Below are 19,121 nucleotides of genomic sequence, written 5' to 3'. Positions count from 1 at the left end.
AGAATTAAGTTCCTAGGAAAAGTAGCCTTCCCTTCATTCTGCTTCGGCCTTAATGTTCTACTATTACTGAGTTAATATAGAATTAATATGGATAATCGTATTGGGCTATTGTTTTACGAAAAAGGAAAGGAATCATTAGAATGTCTATTTTTTCCTAATTCGATTTTTCTTTTAAATTTGCATTTTCATACCAGAAACCGAAATGATTAATGATTATAGGAATAGGTGGTGTTAGCCGAGCCGGAAAAACTAGTTTAGCTTTTAAAATCAGAGAGTGGATTGGCTATGATGAGGTTCTGATACTTCATCAAGATGAGTTTATTCAACCGATGGATAAAATGCCTAGAATTAGTGAGCACATTGATTGGGAACATCCTAAATCATTAAATTTCGAATCCTTAATCAAAAAAATAAAGGAAGCAAAAGAAGGGAATAAGACTATTATTGTAGAAGGTTTAATGGTCTTTTGGAACCCTGAACTTTTAAAAATATTAGATCATAAGATTTTCTTGAGCATCAGGAAAGAAACTTTCTTAAGTAGAAAGACTTTGGATAATCGTTGGGGCGATGAACCCGATTGGTATATACAGCATATCTGGGACAGCCATTTTATCTACGGTTTATTGCCTGATGGAGAACCTAATGTATTGCAATTAGATGGTGAAGCTTGTTGCACTGATGAGGCTGCTAAAGATTTTCTAAATTTACCCTAAAATCTAGAATCATGATAACAAAACACATTCAAATTGAAGATCTAGTAAATGATTATCCATTTTCGGTTAAATATTTAGCAGAGCATGGTATAAGATGTATTGCCTGTGGAGAACCTATTTGGGGAACTTTAGAGGAGGCTGCAAAAGAAAAAGGATTTGATGATGATAAAATCGATGCCTTTATCAATGAGATGAATCAAATAAATCAAACAAAATAAATATTTGAGGAGGCTAATAAAACGATCCTCTCTTTATTTACTATCTTTGATTCAAAACCCAATATGATGTCTTGGCGAGTTAAAAAGGAAAAATATGTATTACGAGTATGGGTGAAGTTACTCATATTAGGCTCTTTCCTTGGTCTTATGTATTTTGTTATTTATTATGCCTATTCATTTTTATCTCCCAATCAAAAAGTAGAAGCTAAAATTCTCGTTGTCGAAGGATGGTTAAATGATTATGCTCTTGAGGAAAGTCTGGAAATTTTTAGGGAGGGAAATTATGAACACCTGATGATAACTGGAGGCCCATTAAACACCGGATACGTTATCATGAATTATCGATCAACGGCTGATGTATCCTTTCAAACATTATTAGAATATGGTGCTTCACCTGATAGTATGACGGCAGTAAATAGGGAATTGGTTTGGCGCGACAGAACCTATCATTCGGCTTTAGAGCTAAAAAAATTCTTATCGAAAAATTATCCGGGAACCTATGCTTTTAACCTTGTTTCCTTGGGTGCACATTCTCGTAGAAGTTGGCTTCTATTTCAAAAAGCCCTACCTGAGCATCATATAGGAATCATATCCATAAATGATCGGCTATATGACCATCATCAGTGGTGGAAAAATAGCAAAGGTTTTCGTTCTGTGCTAACAGAAGGGATTGGCTATTTTTATGTTTTATTTTTCTTTTCAGCTTATTCTTTATGAAACTTTTTTTTCGTATTTTAGTAAAATACTTCAAATAGTTGTATTAGGATTTCACTTTCATATAAATAAATGATTTTGTTTTGAAGAAATATATCATTGTTGTTTTAGCAACTTTCTTTTCATTAAACATTATAGCTCAGCATACGGACAATATTCCTTATGTGGATAGTTTATTGAGTGTTGTTGAAGCTAACTCAGATCCTAAAACTAAAATCCAGGCCTATTCTAAATTGTGTTGGATTGAACGTAGCCGAAACCCTCAAATGGCCTTAGATAATGGAAACAGAGGTCTTCAAGAAATAAACAATCACCCCGAGCTAGATTACCTAAAACCAGAATTACTAAACTACCTAGGTTTAGTTCATAGAAACAAAGGAGACTATTCCAATGCTATCAATTATTATTTTGAAGCTCTAGAATTGGCTACGAAATACGATAATACCATTCAAATAGCATACTCTAATAATAATCTAGGTGGAATATTCACCCTAAAAGGAGATTATTTAAATGCTATAAAGTATTTAGAGAAAGCCTTCTTTAATTTTAAGAAAATAGATGATTATAAAGGATTGGGTTATGTTTGTGTTAATCTAGGAAATTTGCACCGTCATAATGATGATACCAAAGAGGCTATAGAGTATTTCAATCAAGCAGTTGAATATAAAAACATGGTGGATGATTCTGTTGGAATCGCTATCTTGATTAACCTTCAGGCTATCACCTATTATGATATGGGCGATTATAATAAAGCTTATGGTTTGTATCGAGAACTAGAACCTTTATATATTAATAATAAAGATGAGAAGGGATTGGCTGTTATTAAAAACTATCTGGGGTTATTGGAGGTTCGAAATAAAAAATATTCAGAAGCAATTGCATATTATAAACAAGCCATTGCCATAAATGAGAAAATTGAGAATAAGCAAGGAATATCTACATCACTGATTAATTTGGCTTATGTATATCATAAGAAAGGACTTAAAAATGATTCCTTTAAAAGTATAGATAAAGGATATGGTATTGCTAAACAAATAGGTGACAAAGAGGAGATAGCCCATGCTTATGAGATATATTCTATTATTTATTCAGAATTAAATGATTTTAAGAAAGCCTATTCCTTTCAGGAGAAATATACTCAGGCGGTTATAAGCAAAAATGATTATGAAACAAAAGAAAGGTTAGCAGCCCTAAGGATTAATAATGAGTTGGACAAGAGGGCAAAGAAAAATAAATATCTTGAAGAGGAAAATGAGAATTTGAATCATGAGAATAATGAAGTAAAAGGGAGTTTAATAGCGTATAAATACATTACTATCGCCCTGTTAATTATATTAATTGGGATTGGAATATATGTGTTTATCTTACTTAGAAAAAATAGAGAGAAAATTACAGATAATTCTGCCTTGCTGCTGGCCAATGAGAAATTATCTGAAGCCAACCAAACAAGAGATAAGTTCTTAAGTATTATAGGTCATGATTTAAAAAATCCTTTTAACTCGGTATTGGGTTTAACAAGTTTATTATCCTCAGAATGGGATACGATTCCAAATGAAGAGAAGAAATATATTATTAATGAAATAAATACCACCAGTAATACGCTTTATGAATTGATGGATAACCTTTTATTATGGGCGAAAAATCAATCTAATTCTATTCATGTTTTTCCAGAAGAATTTAACATGAATGATTACTTGGTGGATATGTATGAGTTATTTCGCAATCAAGCCAGTTATAAAAACATTAAAATACTCATGGATATTGGTGAGAAGAATATGGTGTATGCTGATCCCAATATGATTAGTACTGTACTTAGAAATCTGATGAGTAATGCCATTAAATTTACTCGTAAAAGCGGAAAGATTAGTGTGGAGCTAAAACAAAGAAATGCTGAATTGGAATTCTGTATTTCTGATAATGGAAAAGGTCTATTACCCGATGACTTAAAAAGAATTTTAGAAACAAAATCTAGCCATACTACAAAAGGAACAGAAAACGAAACAGGAACTGGGCTTGGTTTATTGTTGGTTAAGGAGTTTATTCGGCTAAATGGTGGCGTATTTTGGGTGGAATCAAAGCTAGATATAGGAAGTAAGTTTTATTTCACACTGCCCAAAAAAACCAAACCTAGGTTTTAATGATTTGCTTGTCGTTTAACATATTTTTTATTTCTTTAGAATAGAATCAAACTATATTTGCGTAAAATCAAGAATATGCTGTTTGAAGCTAAAAATATAATTAAAAAATACGCTGAACATACTGCTTTAAAGGATGTTAGTATTTCTGTTCCCGAAAAAAGCATCTTTGGTTTATTAGGTCCAAATGGAGCTGGTAAAACCAGTTTAATCAGAATCATCAACCAAATCACAGGTCCCGATTCTGGGGAGCTTCTTTTCAATGGAAAAAAATTACAACCTGAGGATGTGCATCGTATTGGCTATTTACCTGAGGAGCGTGGTTTATACAAAAAAATGAGAGTTGGAGACCAAGCCATTTATTTAGCTCAGCTTAAGGGACTTTCCACGGCTCATGCCAGAAAAGAGTTGAGAAAGTGGTTCGAGAAATTTGAGATTACCAACTGGTGGAACAAAAAAGTGGAAGACCTTTCCAAAGGGATGGCGCAGAAAATCCAGTTTATTGTCACTATTATTCATAAACCGGAGCTTTTAATATTCGATGAACCATTTAGTGGCTTCGATCCGATTAATGTAAACCTTTTGAAAAAGGAGATTTTAAACCTTCGGGATGAAGGAACTACAATCATATTCTCTACCCATAATATGGCTTCTGTAGAAGAAGTCTGTGATCATATTGCTCTTATAAATAATGCGGAAACCATTCTCGAAGGGCAGGTGGGTCAGATTAAAGAAGATTTTAAACAGCACTTATTCGAGTTTCAAGTGAACGGAGATTTTGATGCGCTAAAAGCCGACTTGTCTACTCACTTTACCATTGAGTCTTCGTTAAGATTAGAGAAAGCACATCAGTTTAGACTAAAACTTGATGAACAACACTCCTCCAACGATCTCGCACAAATGATTATGAAACATGGTCAACTTTTGAGTTTTCAGGAGTTATTGCCTAGTATGAATGATATCTTTATTGACATGGTTCAGTCTCAAAACAAGAAGTAAAATGAATAAGATAGGATTAATTATACGCAGAGAATACCTGACTAGAGTCAAAAAGAAATCTTTTATCATCATGACTTTCCTCGGCCCACTATTGATGGCTGCTGTTTGGATTGTCCCTTTTTTCCTCACCACATTAGGTGAAGATATTAAAGTGATATCTGTATTGGATGAAAGTGGAATGTTCATGAAAGACTTAAGTGGCGATGAGAATACGAAGTTTGTGATTGCCGTTAATGATTTGGAAGTGGCCAAGGAAAACTTGATAGAGTCGGAGAATTATGCCTTGCTGTATATTCCTCTTCCGGAAGCCAGTTTGCCCACTTCAGCCATTTTATACTCCAATGGGCAAGCCAGCCTCGACATTAAGAATTATATCAAAACCACCATGAAGAAATCGGTGGAAGATGAAAAGCTAAGGCTGCATGGAATAGAAAAAGATATTCTTCGTTCTATAAAAACCAATGTTTTTGTAAGTTCCATCAAACTTGATGGGAGCGGGAATGAAGAGAAATCATCGGTGGAAACCAATATGGTTGTAGGATTATTTTCGGCCATCCTTATCTATTTCTTTATCTTCTTATTTGGTGCTCAAGTGATGAGAGGAGTCATAGAAGAAAAAACCAGTCGTGTGATTGAAATCATCGTATCCTCTGTAAAGCCATTTCAATTGATGATGGGTAAAATAGTAGGAATAGCCATGGTGGGTTTAACTCAGTTCATTCTATGGATTATACTTACCTCTGTTATTGTTGGTGGATTTCAACTGGTCTATTCCGATGCTTTTAAAGCAGCAGATCCAATGCCAACCTATACATCCCAAGGATTATTTCCTGAACAAGCAGAAACTGGAGAACAAGTTACTCAAGACTTTCAAGACGAATCTGTAAACTTCATGATAGAAGCGGTAATGGCTATTAACTTTCCGTTAGTTATAGGTGCTTTCATATTCTTCTTTATTGGAGGATATTTGTTATATGCAGCTCTTTTTGCTGCCATTGGTTCAGCAGTAGATAGCGAAGCCGATACTCAGCAGTTTATGATGCCTATCACCATTCCACTTATTCTGAGTATTGTAATGGCGCAGTTTATTATTAATGATCCTGGCGGACAAGTAGCCTTTTGGTTTTCTATGTTCCCTTTCACTTCTCCAATAATTATGATGCTACGTATTCCCTTTGGAGTTCAAGCTTGGGAGTTGGCTCTTTCAGGTGCCTTGTTGATTGCTGGTTTTGTTTTCACAACCTATGTTGCTGGAAGAATCTATAGAACTGGAATTTTAATGTATGGTAAAAAAGTGAGCTATAAAGAACTTTGGAAATGGTTTTTCTATAAAGGATAATTTCTCATTATACTATTGAATCATTCTCTTTTTTCTTTAAGGATTGAATGATTTAAAGGCATAAGGATTTACTAGATTGATCCGTATCATTTTTTATATCATTCTCTCATTCCTTCATTGTCTCATTAAGTCCTTCTCACATTTCTTCTCTTTAAAGGCTAAAAATAGTAGAATCACTGATCTAATTTTTGCACTCAGAATGATACATTATATGTATTTTTGCCAAAAATTGAGCTATGCGAAAAGTTGTCATTTTTGTTTTATTATTATTTATATATCAGGGAGTTTGGGCTTCTTTTGATCAGTATTTTGTTAATAAAACCATGCGCATTGATTACACTCATGCAGGAAATCATCAACAGGAGCAATATTATGTTCAAATAATAAAACAAGAGCCTCATTGGGGAGGTCACCACCAAAACCTCATCGACACTTTTAAATATGGGAAATATTTTTTTGAAGTTTATGATAAGGCATCTGGGGTTTTGATTTATTCTAGAGGTTATAGCAGTCTTTTTGGAGAATGGCAAACCACTGATGAGTCTCGTGAAATTAATAAATCATTTTACGAAAGTATTGTTTTCCCATTTCCTCAAAACGAAATCATTGTTAAGTGGTATTCTAGGAATTGGGATGGGAAATTTGTAAAACAAATGGAATTAGAAGTAGACCCAAAGAACTATTTTATTGATCCAAGTATAGCTAAGCCTTTCCCGGTATACGATGCTTTGGTTTCAGGGGATCCACAAGATAAAGTAGATATTGTTATTTTACCCGATGGTTATAGCAAAGACGAAATGGACTTATTCAAAAGCGATTGTGATAAATTCGCTAGAGAGCTCTTTAATTATGCTCCATATACTGATTATAAAAATCGTTTTAATATTAGAGGAGTATTGGCTCCAAGCCAGGAGAGTGGTAATGACATACCTGCAGATTCTATTTGGAAAAATACACAATTAAGCTCAAGCTTTTATACTTTTGATAGTGAGCGCTATTGTATGACAGAAGATTTTAAGAGCGTTAGAGATTTAGCTGCAAATGCGCCCTATGACCAAATTTATATTCTAGTGAATAATGAGAAATATGGAGGGGGAGCCATCTATAATTTCTATAATGTAAGTGTAAACTCCAATGCCAAAGCGGGTCAGATTTTCATTCATGAACTAGGTCATGGTTTTATTGGATTAGGCGACGAGTATTATTCTAGTTCAACAAGTTATAATGAGTTTTATAATTTGGAAGTGGAGCCTTGGGAACCTAATATCACAACACTTGTCGATTTTGATAGCAAGTGGAAACAATTGGTCGATTCAAAAACACCGATTCCAACTCCTGATATAGTGGAGTTTAAAGGAGTGACAGGAGTTTTCGAGGGTGGAGGATATGTGGCTAAAGGAGTTTATCGTCCACGTCACGATTGCTTAATGAATTCATTTAAAGAAGATATATTTTGTGATGCTTGTAAAGAAGCCATCATAAAAATGATTGTTTTTAATTCAGAGAAATAAATTATTACAAATAATAAATTAAGATACAACATGGAATTAACGAAATTAGATCAAATGTTCGAAGTCCTTAAAGGTAAGGAAAAGAAAGTATTAGTAGCTGCTTATGCTAACGATCATCATACAATTGGTGCGGTTAGTACTGCTATTGATATGGACATTGTTGATGCTATTTTAGTAGGCGATATCGATACAATGAAATCTATTTGTGAAGAGGAAGGTATTGACCCTAATAAATTCAAAATGGTTCAAGAGGCAGATGGTCAAAAAGCTGCTTTTAAAGCTTGTGAACTCATCAATAAAGGAGAAGGCGACTTAATCATGAAAGGATTGGTGAGTACTGATCAGTATATGAGAGCCATCCTGAATAAAGAAATAGGTTTGATGCCTCCTAAAGCTACTTTAAGCCATGTTACAGTAATGGAAACTCCTAATTATCATAAATTATTGGTGGTTGGTGATGTGGCTATTATTCCAGCGCCTGAATTGAAAGAGAAATTGGCTATCGCTAATTACTTGATTAAAACCTCTAAATCATTGGGGATTGCAAAACCAAGATTAGCTGTTTTAGCAGCTTCCGAGCAGGTGTCTATTAAGATGCAAGCTAGTGTGGATGGTGCTTTAATGGCCAAGATGGCTGAAAGAGGTCAGATAAAAGGTGCTTGGGTTGATGGTCCTTTAAGTCTTGATTTGGCCATTGACAAAGAAAGCGCAGAAATTAAAAAAGTAGGTGGCGAGGTAGCTGGTAATGCAGATTGTATTCTTTTTCCAAATATTGAATCTGGAAACGTTTTTTATAAAGCCAATACTAAATTAGCTGGTGGAGAACAAGGAGCTATTGTAGCTGGAGCTAAGGTTCCTGCGGTATTGAGTAGTCGTGGCGATAGTGTGAAGACAAAGTTATACTCCATCGCATTAGCTGCATTACAAGCATAAGAAAAAAATCGGGTTTGTATTTTATGCAAACCCTTAATTATAAAACAAAACAAGCTCACATGAGTATTAGTCAAGGCATCAGAATCATTGCCATAAACCCAGGTTCAACAAGTACAAAAATTGCGGTTTACGATGATGAATCTCCAGTTTTAGTTAAAAATATAGTTCATACTACAGAAGAATTAGAGCCCTTTGAAAGAATTACAGATCAGTTCCAATATCGTAAAGATTTGATCATCAAAATTCTTGAGGATGCTGAAATTAGAATGGATTTAGTTCGTGCAGTAGTTGGACGAGGAGGTTTGGTTAAGCCTATCGAGTCTGGGGTGTACGAAGTGAATGATCGCTTAAAAGAGGATTTGATCAATAGTCCAATGGGAGCAGAGCATGCTTCTAATTTAGGTGGGTTAATAGCTGATGATTTAGCCAAATCCCTGCCCGATGCTAAAGCTTATATTGCCAATCCAGTGGTAGTTGATGAATTATGCGATTTAGCACGATATTCTGGTCATCCAGAATTACCAAGAGTTTCTGTATTTCATGCCTTAAATCAAAAAGCTGTAGCTCGTCAACATGCTAAATCTGTTCTTCGAAATTATGAAGATATGAATCTTATTGTTGTTCATATGGGTGGTGGTATTACTGTTGGAGCTCACGAAAAAGGCCGTGTTGTCGATGTAAATCAAGGCTTAGATGGTGATGGTCCATTTTCCCCAGAACGAACAGGTACGCTTCCTGTTGGTGCCTTAATTCGTCTTTGTTTTAGTGGTAAATATACCTTGAAGCAATTATTGAAGATGAACAAAGGTGAGGGAGGAATGGTAGCTTACCTTGGAACTAATTCTGCCTATGAAGCTGAGAAAAGGATGATGAACGGAGATGAGAAGGCTAGAATGGTAAATGAAGCCATGGCTTATCAGGTGAGTAAAGAAATTGGATCTATGTATGCTGTTCTTAAAGGCGATGTAGATGCAATACTCATTACTGGTGGTGTAGCACATGGTAAGTGGATGGTAAATAAGATCAGTGAACGTGTTCATAAAATGGCTCCTATTCATGTTTACCCGGGCGAGGATGAAATGAGAGCGTTGGCTTTTAATGGTTTGCGAGTGGTTAAAGGTGAGGCTATAGCTAAAATCTACGAGTAAGAAAACTCTTAATATAAAAAAAGTGGTCAAAATGTTTTTTGACCACTTTTTTTATAAATGAATTTATGGCTTTATTATTTTGAATTGTTTTTCTTGTCACGCTTTTCTTGACGGGCTTTTTTTCTCAATTCTCTTTTTGATAAACCAGAATTACTTTTTGCATTTTTCTTTGAATATGATTGTTCATCTTTATGATCTTTAAGGAAAGTATCTTTAATCCCGGAGAAAATACTTTTCCATAAATAATTTAAAACGCCTTTGTTTTTTACGCGATCAAAATCAATCTTGGCCTCATAAAACTGTCCATTCTTATTGGGGTTCTGAACAGGAACTAATAGATTATTGGCAAGAAAATTTAGCATTTTCTTTTCTTTTACTTGTCCGTTTTCGTTCTCATCTTTTAATAAGGCAATCTTTAAATCGTGATAATATAAGTCAAGGTTACCTGTAGCTTTCGTAGAAGTGGCAACCACATCAAAACTCATCTTGTCAATAATACCTTCTTTAACTTTTATTCCTGCAGCATTTATGGTCATTTCATTGAAAATATCCATTTGTGTTTTAGCTAATTGACCAGAAAAATAAAAGGTGTTACTTGCTAAGGGAAAATTAAATTGAGCAATTAGGTTTCCTTTACCATAAACTTGAGTTTTAAGTTCTATTTTCATTTCTTGGCTAGATTGCCAATCCTTGGTATTTCCAAAATGACTGATATGAGCTTCAGTGTTTTTGAACTCTATTTTCCCAGGCTTTGTAACACCTTCTGCAGTTTCCATATAAACAAGATCTACATTTGTCAAATCAATAGTATTGATCGCCAACGCTTGCTTGATATGGCGAATGGCTTGTTGAGGCAATTTAGGTAAATTATTAGTGTTAAATGGAAAGTTTTTATCACGATAGATTTCAAAATTTGCATCATCCACAATTATATGATCTATGATTAATACTCCATCATCTAAGTACTGAGCAATGTCTATTTGCTTAATGTTAATTTGCTTCACTTTTCCATCGAATCTATCAATTTGAAAAGGGCTCCTCTTCGCGAATTCTTTTTTACTTAATCTTGGAGAAATGCTTAAGTTATTTAATAGGACACTTGAGTTTTCATCATCTAGAATCAGATTTTTTAATTCTATCTCATATAAACCATTTTTATCGAAGAATGAAATCCCTTGCATGTTCATCTTGATCTCATCAATGGTCAAAACTTTATTAATTTCAGGGAATTTTTTATGATCGATAACGGGATTTATAAGAGAAATATTGATGCTTTTAATGTATAAATCTGGTCTTTCGGTGGAAGTAATATAATATTCAAGACTAAAATCTTTGAATAAAATCTCATCAAGTGAGATTAAGTCAATAGTAGTTTCTGAGTTATGTTTGCTACTATCTTTTTGTGTGATGGCCTTTTTATTTATGAAGTCTTTATTCTTATAAAGTTTTACTTGGGGTTTTATGATTCTAATCTTATTGATGTCTATTTGCTGTTCCTGAAGAAATAATAGAATATCGAAGCTGGTGATGGCAGCACGCTTGATATTAATATGGGCTATTTGCTTGTGGTATTTATAATTTAACATGATGTCCTCTGTGGAGTCTGGAATTAATTCAAGTCCTGTTACAGTAAACCCCATGTTAAAAATATCAAAATAGGCATTTTTAAATTCGATTTTGTAGATATCTGCAATATGCTGATTCTCTATTTTTTTCTGTAAAATTCCTTTTAGAATAAGCCCAGAGGATAGGTAGGTCAATCCAATAAATATACTGATCCCAATTAATATATAGATGCTAATCTTAGTCGATTTTTTCATGAATGCTAAGATAGGAATAAATCATGAAAATGATAAATAGGAATTATGGTTCTAGTTGAAGAAAGATAAATTAATGATGATATAATATGCAGCAATTCCGCTAAATATTAACTTTAAAAAGGTTCCACTCAAGAACCCAAGAAAACTTCCAAATCCGGCTCTTGTAGCTTGGTTAATATCTTTCCCGCCAATCAGCTCCCCTAATAAAGCGCCTAAAAAAGGTCCTAGAATTAAGCCAATGGGAGGAAAGAAAAATACTCCGATAATTAAACCAATAATGCTCCCATTTACGCCATATTTGGTACCACCCATTTTTTTAGTGCCTAATACTGGAACTACCTGATCTATTGCTGTTACAATGATAGTAAAAGTACCCCATGTTACCATAAACCGATCGTCGAAAGGCTTGTCTTCTAAAAAATAAAGAGAGAGGAGGCCTAGGAACGAAATAATAGGTCCCGGAAGTATGGGTATTACAGCGCCTACGAAGCCAACAATCATGAGGAGTATGGCCAAGATGGATAAGAGAATGTCCATGTATATAGTTATTTAGTTCAATATGTTGGACGAGATTTGAAAGGGAGGGTTACAAATTACCTGTATCCAAATCTTCTACATCAATAATATATACTTCAAGAATTTTACATTTCCCATCAGGAAGTATATTAATATTATCTTGGGCTGCAGGAATCAAAAGGCTTTCACCAGCTTTTATAAAACCATAATTCCCAAATTTGTCGGTATAATTAAAAGAACCTTCCACAGCCAAAAGAATAACAAAACTATCTAACTCACTATAGTCTTTTTGAATCCCCTGATCTAGTTCCAGTAGATTTGTGGTGAAGAAGTCATTATTGATGATTTCATTGGTTTCGTTAAGTTTTTTTTGATACTCAGTTTTGTAGTTGTCATAAAGCTCAAAGTCGATGGCTTCCATGGCTTCTTTTAAGTGAAGTGCTCTTCCTTGTCCCTTTTCGTCAACTCTGTCCCAATCATAAATACGGTAGGTGGTATCTGAGGTTTGCTGTATTTCTGCCAACAAAATACCTGGACCTAATGCATGAACTCTTCCGGAAGGCATATAGAATACATCTTCTTTCTTAACCTCCTCAAAGTTCATGATTTCAGAAAGTTTCTTTTCTTCTATTTTTCGGAGATAAACATTTTCATTTACTTTTTGGCTAAAACCAGCTATCAATTGCGCATTTTTATCAGCTTCAAGTATGTACCACATTTCTGTTTTTCCACCTTCCATACCTCGCTTAATGGCCAATTCATCATCAGGATGAACTTGAATAGAAAGCCAATCTTCAGCATCCAGAATCTTTACAAGAATAGGGAAGGTGTTCCCAAATCGCTGATAAATATTTCCACCAACTAATTCATCCATATAAATCTCAATCAGATCATTGAGTTCATTACCTGCTAAAAAACCATTAGAAATAGTGCTCTGCTCTGTTTCGTATCCTGATAAGCTCCAAAGTTCTCCGCAGTTTTTTAGTTCTCCAGTATCAAACCCAAAACTGTTTTTGATTCTTTGACCTCCCCAAATTTTTTCTTTAAAAATAGGCTTAAACTCAAAAGGATATAGTGATTGACTCATGGGTTTTGTATTGAAATGTTAGTGATAAGATTCTGTTTTCTATATAAAGATACAAATATTCATTAAAATTTAAATCAATTGCAATTTCGAATTAAAAAAATGGCATAAAAAAAGCCAACGATTAATCGTTGGCTCAGTATTGATATACTTTTGTTTTTATTTCAGAACATTGACTTTTTGTGTATATACTAAACCATCAATGCTTAATCTTGTAAAATAAACACCTTCTTCTAAGTCTGAGGTATTCACCTTTATCGATTTTAACCCTTGTGGCATTCTACCTTCGTAGATTTGAATAACTCTTTTTCCAAGGAGGTTATATAAATCAAGTTGAATTGTACTTTGTTGAAGTAAAGTAAATTCAACATGTGCAGTACCGATTATTGGATTTGGATAAACACTCACTTTGTGAAGTTCAGGTACGGAATTAATATCCATTACTTCATCATATGCAAACTCTGCTGAACCAACAGTTCCGAAATCAGTTGTGCCTTCCCATATTAGTTGGTTACTTGAGTTTACAATTCTGTAAAATCCGCCATTTAATCCGTTTCCACCAGCATCATAGATAGAGAATTTATAACAATCATTTCCTGTCCACTCAAATGGCTCTAAGTATATGCTTGTAACGCTATATGGCCCACCTTGTGCTATGATTTCACCAGCGCTATTTTTAATATCCCAAGTAGTTTCTTCCGGGGCGTTATCTGTTAAAATGGCTACTTTGCATCCTTGAGGTAAAAACGCAGTTTTTTCAAAAGTTGCAGAAGTCATGTTGTTCTGAGGAAGTTCGTCTTCAGATGAATTTGGGTTACTCATAACAAGGTTAAACTCGTTAGATTGGTCAGCTATTATGTCAAAACTTGGTAAACTTACAGTTACAGTTTCTGATTGTGCTAAATTTCCAGTCCAAGTATAGCTTTGAATAGCTTCGTCATTAACAGAATATTCAAAATCGAAACTTGTTAATTCATCCATTCCATAGTTCATAATCGTAACTTCAGCAGACATAGATTCACCACAAGATGTTTGAGGAACGTTAGTGTTTACAATTCCGGCGTCCACATTTAAAGCCTCAACAAAAGAAATTTCAGCCATGGTACCACTAATAACTTCTTGATGATTTTCAGCTACATAAGCAGCAACTTCTAGGTTTTCTAAAACAGCAGGGATATCTCTGTAATCCTCTGGAATTTCATAATAAAGAGTTGTCGTATATAAACTTCCTTCTGTTGTTTCTGTGATTTCTTCTCCCCACTGACCAGTTAATAAATGACGCAACATATGCATGTGGTTATAGTTATTATTTCCTGTTTGGTATCCAATAACATTATTTTGAACCAAAGCCACATTGAGTAAGTTTGTTGAAAGTGGACTATCACCAGTATAATAGACTTCTACATTTACAACAAGCTGTCGTGTGGAAGTAACAATAGTAGCTTCTGCTCCAACATTTAAGTAACTTGATTGTCCAAGTATTTGAGTTGCAGAATTTGCCCATAAGTTTCTGCCAAGGGCAGTATTTCCTCCTGAAAACAAATGACGATTTACGGTTCCTGATGGGTATCCTGTTAGTCCGGTTTGGCCAGCGATTGCATCTCCCCATTGTGTTCGATAGTCTGGTTGACTTCCGCTAGGAGTTGCAAAACCACCTTGGTGTATGTTGATTAAAATAACATCTTCTGGATTTGCATTTTGGATGGCTTGTGCAATGGCGTGACCATCAGGGCAGTAACCACAGTTAATGCCAGTGAATTCTTCTAAAACCACGTTCTTGTTTTCAGGATCTGTTCCAACAATACTTTGAGCATTAAGTTGACCTAAAGAGACCATGGTTATTAATAAAATGAGTAAGAGATTTTTCATAGTTGTGTGATATAATGATTATTAATTGACAAAGATAAAAATATTCCAAACCAACGTGGTCTTTTTAAAATATTTATTTAAGTTCATTGGCTCAAAAATAAAAAGCCGTCTCACACAAGACGGCTTTTTACCTAAAATAGTTGTCTAAGAATTATTTTAAAACTGTAATTTTCTTAGTTATTATTTCATTATTGATATTGAGGTTTACAAAATAGATACCTTCTTCAAGTGAAGTAGTATTTATTTCAATATTTTGCTCACCTGCATTTAACAATTCCGTTGGAAGTTCCATTATTAAAGATCCTATTACATTATAAATACTAAGCTGTACATTAGATTTTTCCACTAATGAGAATGTTAACTGAGCATTATTATAAGTTGGGTTTGGGTAAATACTGATATGATTGACTTTCTCATAATTAGTATGGATACCGGTTGGATCTCCAGCCAAGAAAATGATGTTTACTTCGTCTTCTAATTCAGAGGTAATATATTCAAATAATACACCATCATCTTTTAATTTCAAATAACCATTACCAGCAAATCCATTGCCAACAGCATCGTATACTGAATAAGTGTAGCAATCGGTGCTTACAATAGGAAGCATCTCTGTAATTAAGTCATTATTGGAGTATCCACTACCTTCTGCAATGATTTCACCGTTTCCGTTTTTGAAATCCCAAGAAATTTGGTTTCCAAAAGAAGAACCAACATATAATTGCATTTCAATCATTTTGGTAGTTTGAGGTGCTGCTTCAAATTCAACGTTTGTCGTATTGTTTGCAGGATTTTCGTCCTCTACACCGTTAGGATTTGAAATGGTGATCACTAATTCATTATTGTCCTCCATAGCTAGTGCTATAGCAGGTAATGTAATGGTTTCGGTATCTGTATATTCTAATTCACCAGTCCATTCGTAATTATATACTTCACCACCATTGACACTATACTCTATATCAGCAGATGTGAGGTTAATCGCACCATAATTTGCTAATTCAATTTGTGGTGCTAAATCCCCAATACAAGCTTTTCCGATAGGGTATAATACTTCACTAACTGTTACATCGTAATCATTGGCTGCTTCAAAGGTTAGAGTACCTTTAATGCCGCTTACAACTTCTTGATGTGTTTCTGTTACAAAGGCAACAATGTCTAAGTCTTCTAGTACAACAGGAACATCGTTATAATCATCTGGAATTTGATAACTCAATGTTGTAGTATAAAGAGAACCTTCTGAAGTTTCAGAAATTTCTTCTCCCCATTGTCCTGTAATCAAATGGCGCAGCATATGCATATGTTCATAATTATTCCCAGCTCCTCCACCAGTTTGTGGGCCAAATATATGACTCTGTAGAATAGCAACATTTAAGAAATTTGATGCTTCTGGGCTATCGCCTGTATAATAAACTTCTACATTTACTAGTAATTGTCCATCATCTGTGCAGAAAGCTTCACAGCCTACATTTAAATAGCTTGATTGGCCAAGAATTGTGTTGGCAGCACCTGTCCAAGAGCCTCTACCTAGAGCGGTATTTCCACCTGAGAATATATGTCTGTTAACGGTGCCTGATGGATAACCAGTTAGGCCAGTTTGACCAGCGATAGCATTTCCCCATTCGGTACGGAAATCTGGCTCGTTTCCACTTGGACTAGCAAAACTCCCTTGATGAATATTTATCAAAATAACATCTTCTGGATGTTGATTTTGAATTCCTTGAGCAATAACGTGTCCTTCTGGACAATATACACAATGGATTCCAGTGAATTCTTCAAGGACTACATTTTTGTTTTCTGGGTCGGTTCCGACAATTGATTGTGCGTTTAGTTGACTTAATGAGATAAGTACAGCGAAACTAAAAAGTAAAAGGTTTTTCATAGTTTGAGTTTAAGAATTAATAAAAAACAAATATAAAAATATTATAAACAGCTCGTAACTTTATAAAATATTTATTTAAGTTTGATGGAATCTTAGATATACCGCTAATTTCCTGAGTTTTGTAAACCTCCTATTTGATTTGCATATTATCTAATGTCCTTATTTGTCATCATTTTTTTCTTTAATTTGATTTTATTGCACATAAATGAATAAAAATCCATTTCATGTATTATTATTCGAGTTTTTATTGAGGAGTCAAAAAAAAGCCACACTGAATTTCAGTATGACTTTATCTAAAACTCAAATTGAAATATTATTTTTTCAGAATGATCATTTGTGTTTTTATTTGATTGTCGAGTTTAATTCTAACTAAATAAGAACCATTGTCTAAATCAGAGAGATTGATTTGTTGATGATGACTAGCGTTATTATTTTCTATTACTTGTTGACCAACAATATTCATCACTGAAATTTGAGCACCTTCCATATTATTAATGTTTATAAGGCCAGTGCTTGGATTTGGATAAATATTTAAATTAGAAAAATAAATATCAGTTTCAAGGCCGTCAAAGATTGTATTATTAAATGGAGCAATATCAACGGAGCCGAATGTGCCACCTTCTAAAAATAATTCACCTTCAGTATATAGTTTATAATATCCAACACCATAACCTGCGTTCATACCATCTCCATAAGAGTCATGGATTTCAAAGGTATAACATCCAGCGACAGGTAAATCGAATGCTGTTTGATCTTCAACCAATACACTAGCATCTGTGTATGGACCACCACTGTATAATACATCTCCTTCTTCATTTTTTAATTGCCAAGTAGTTTCTGATCCGTAATTATCAGTCTTTAAATCTAAGGTAACATTAACCACTTCTGATGCCTCATTAGTAGTGCCAGTTATGGAATTATTTGATGGATCAGGATCCGTTTCACCATTCACTTTGGTTACAGTGATATTAATTGTATTTGTAGCTTCTACAGGGAATGAAAGTTCAGGTAATGTGATTTCTTCATTTGCATAATAGATAATATTTCCTGTCCAGTTGTAAACCATTGGAGTACCATCATTCGCATCATAGGTGATTTCCATGGAAGTAATTGGGTTTCCAGCTTTGTTCAATACATTGATAATTGGAGAAACAAGTCCTTCACCACATATGATTTCTGGAATATTTGTAGTACCCATTAAATCGCAATCGTTTTGTGTTGTTGGAGGAATGACTTCAACATGACATTCGTTACCACTAATAATCTCTTGCTCAGATTCTGCAATAAAAGCAATGATATTAAGTTGATTTGGATTCAAAATAACTTCATTAATGCTTGAAGGAATTTCCCAAGTATAGGTTCTATCAACAAAAGTTCCTTGTGTTGTAGTTGTGATATCATCACCCCACTGTCCTGTTAACATGTGGCGTAGCGCATGCATATGTAAATACTGATCTCCAACTACATAATCAGGGTTAGCTGCCATGCCAGATTGTGGACCTAAAATACTATCCTGAACCAAGGCAACATTTAATTTGTTGGTAGGTGGAGCATCTGTTCCAGTATAATATGTTTCAACGTGTACTGTTAAAAGAGCAGGTGTTACGCTAAAATCAACAGAGGCTTCCACTCCTAAATTAACGTAAGAGGCTTCTGCTAAAACCATTCCTGCAGCTGTGGCAAAATCACCACGACTCATTGCACTACCAGAGCCTTGTTGCATTCCTGGAAATAAATGTCTGTTTATTGTTCCAGCAGGGTAGCCAGTTAAACCAGTTTGACCAGCAATTGCCGCACCCCATTCAGTATTGAAATCTGGTTCACCGGCGCCAGGGGTTGCGAAACTTCCAGTGTGAATGTTGATTAGAAATGCATTCCCAGGGTTGGCTTCTGCTACTAAATTTGCTAATCGGTGTCCATCTGGGCAATACCCACAATGTATTCCGGTAAATTCTTCTAAGATAACCTTTTTATTTTCGGCATCTGTACTGACTATGGTTTGAGAGAAAACTTGTCCAATCCCAACCATTAATAATAATAAAAGTAAATTTCTTTTCATGTTTGTGTAATTTGATTAGTGTGGGACAAATATAAATATATTATAAACTTGTACAAACTTTGCAAAAAAATTAATTAAGGTAATTATTGATTATAAAAAAAACGCCTAAGTGATTAGGCGTTTCGATAAATTTACTGAAGTTTCGCACCAAATCAGACTGCCTTATCAAGCTGAATTAGAATAGGTT

General features: G+C 34.4%; 15 protein-coding genes. 9 read left to right on the top strand and 6 right to left on the bottom strand.

Going from position 1 to position 19,121, the window contains the following annotated elements; all coding sequences use genetic code 11:
• Positions 1–209: 209 nt before the first annotated feature.
• From HNS38_RS09575 to buk, 9 genes are all read left to right on the top strand, one after another.
• A complete protein-coding gene (locus HNS38_RS09575; protein ID WP_172346350.1) occupies positions 210–713 on the top strand; it encodes a uridine kinase in 504 nt (167 codons plus the stop codon).
• 11 nt (positions 714–724) lie between these two features.
• Positions 725–931 (top strand): DUF1858 domain-containing protein, encoded by a 207-nt coding sequence (locus HNS38_RS09570; RefSeq protein WP_172281193.1) that lies wholly within the window; start codon positions 725–727, stop codon positions 929–931.
• Between the two features lie 66 nt (positions 932–997).
• Entirely contained in the window at positions 998–1,648 is a 651-nt protein-coding gene (locus HNS38_RS09565; protein WP_172281195.1) for an ElyC/SanA/YdcF family protein, read from the top strand.
• An 80-nt stretch (positions 1,649–1,728) separates the two neighbouring features.
• Positions 1,729–3,783, top strand: coding sequence for a tetratricopeptide repeat-containing sensor histidine kinase (locus HNS38_RS09560; protein WP_172281197.1), 2,055 nt, complete (start codon positions 1,729–1,731; stop codon positions 3,781–3,783).
• Positions 3,784–3,858: 75 nt separating this feature from the next.
• On the top strand, positions 3,859–4,779 hold the full coding sequence (locus HNS38_RS09555; protein WP_172281200.1) for an ABC transporter ATP-binding protein: 921 nt from the start codon (positions 3,859–3,861) through the stop codon (positions 4,777–4,779).
• 1 nt (position 4,780) lies between these two features.
• Positions 4,781–6,118, top strand: coding sequence for an ABC transporter permease (locus HNS38_RS09550; protein WP_172281202.1), 1,338 nt, complete (start codon positions 4,781–4,783; stop codon positions 6,116–6,118).
• A gap of 236 nt (positions 6,119–6,354) precedes the next feature.
• Complete coding sequence (locus tag HNS38_RS09545) at positions 6,355–7,629, top strand: M64 family metallopeptidase (protein WP_172281204.1); 1,275 nt, start codon at positions 6,355–6,357, stop codon at positions 7,627–7,629.
• A 30-nt stretch (positions 7,630–7,659) separates the two neighbouring features.
• A complete protein-coding gene (locus HNS38_RS09540) occupies positions 7,660–8,562 on the top strand; it encodes a phosphate acyltransferase (protein WP_172281206.1) in 903 nt (300 codons plus the stop codon).
• Between the two features lie 59 nt (positions 8,563–8,621).
• Positions 8,622–9,710: a butyrate kinase gene (gene buk / locus HNS38_RS09535; RefSeq protein WP_172281209.1), complete on the top strand. Its 1,089-nt coding sequence runs from the start codon at positions 8,622–8,624 to the stop codon at positions 9,708–9,710.
• Positions 9,711–9,784: 74 nt separating this feature from the next.
• On the opposite strand, the gene HNS38_RS09530 is transcribed toward buk, so the two are convergent.
• The 6 genes from HNS38_RS09530 to HNS38_RS09505 form a co-directional block, all read right to left on the bottom strand.
• Complete coding sequence (locus tag HNS38_RS09530; RefSeq protein ID WP_172281211.1) at positions 9,785–11,530, bottom strand: hypothetical protein; 1,746 nt, start codon at positions 11,528–11,530, stop codon at positions 9,785–9,787.
• 51 nt (positions 11,531–11,581) lie between these two features.
• Positions 11,582–12,067: a DUF456 domain-containing protein gene (locus tag HNS38_RS09525; RefSeq protein WP_172281213.1), complete on the bottom strand. Its 486-nt coding sequence runs from the start codon at positions 12,065–12,067 to the stop codon at positions 11,582–11,584.
• A 49-nt stretch (positions 12,068–12,116) separates the two neighbouring features.
• The gene (locus tag HNS38_RS09520) at positions 12,117–13,133 is read right to left on the bottom strand and encodes a type I phosphomannose isomerase catalytic subunit (protein ID WP_172281216.1); all 1,017 of its coding nucleotides are present in this window, start codon (positions 13,131–13,133) and stop codon (positions 12,117–12,119) included.
• 156 nt (positions 13,134–13,289) lie between these two features.
• Positions 13,290–14,999: an Omp28-related outer membrane protein gene (locus HNS38_RS09515; RefSeq protein WP_172281218.1), complete on the bottom strand. Its 1,710-nt coding sequence runs from the start codon at positions 14,997–14,999 to the stop codon at positions 13,290–13,292.
• Between the two features lie 151 nt (positions 15,000–15,150).
• The gene (locus tag HNS38_RS09510; protein ID WP_172281220.1) at positions 15,151–16,875 is read right to left on the bottom strand and encodes an Omp28-related outer membrane protein; all 1,725 of its coding nucleotides are present in this window, start codon (positions 16,873–16,875) and stop codon (positions 15,151–15,153) included.
• Between the two features lie 313 nt (positions 16,876–17,188).
• On the bottom strand, positions 17,189–18,934 hold the full coding sequence (locus HNS38_RS09505) for an Omp28-related outer membrane protein (protein ID WP_172346349.1): 1,746 nt from the start codon (positions 18,932–18,934) through the stop codon (positions 17,189–17,191).
• Positions 18,935–19,121 lie beyond the last annotated feature (187 nt).

It is taken from the genome of Lentimicrobium sp. L6 (genome assembly GCF_013166655.1).
GTDB lineage: Bacteria > Bacteroidota > Bacteroidia > Bacteroidales > UBA12170 > UBA12170.
Note: the sequence above shows the minus strand (reverse complement) of the source record. Positions and strands in the feature narration are given on the sequence as shown.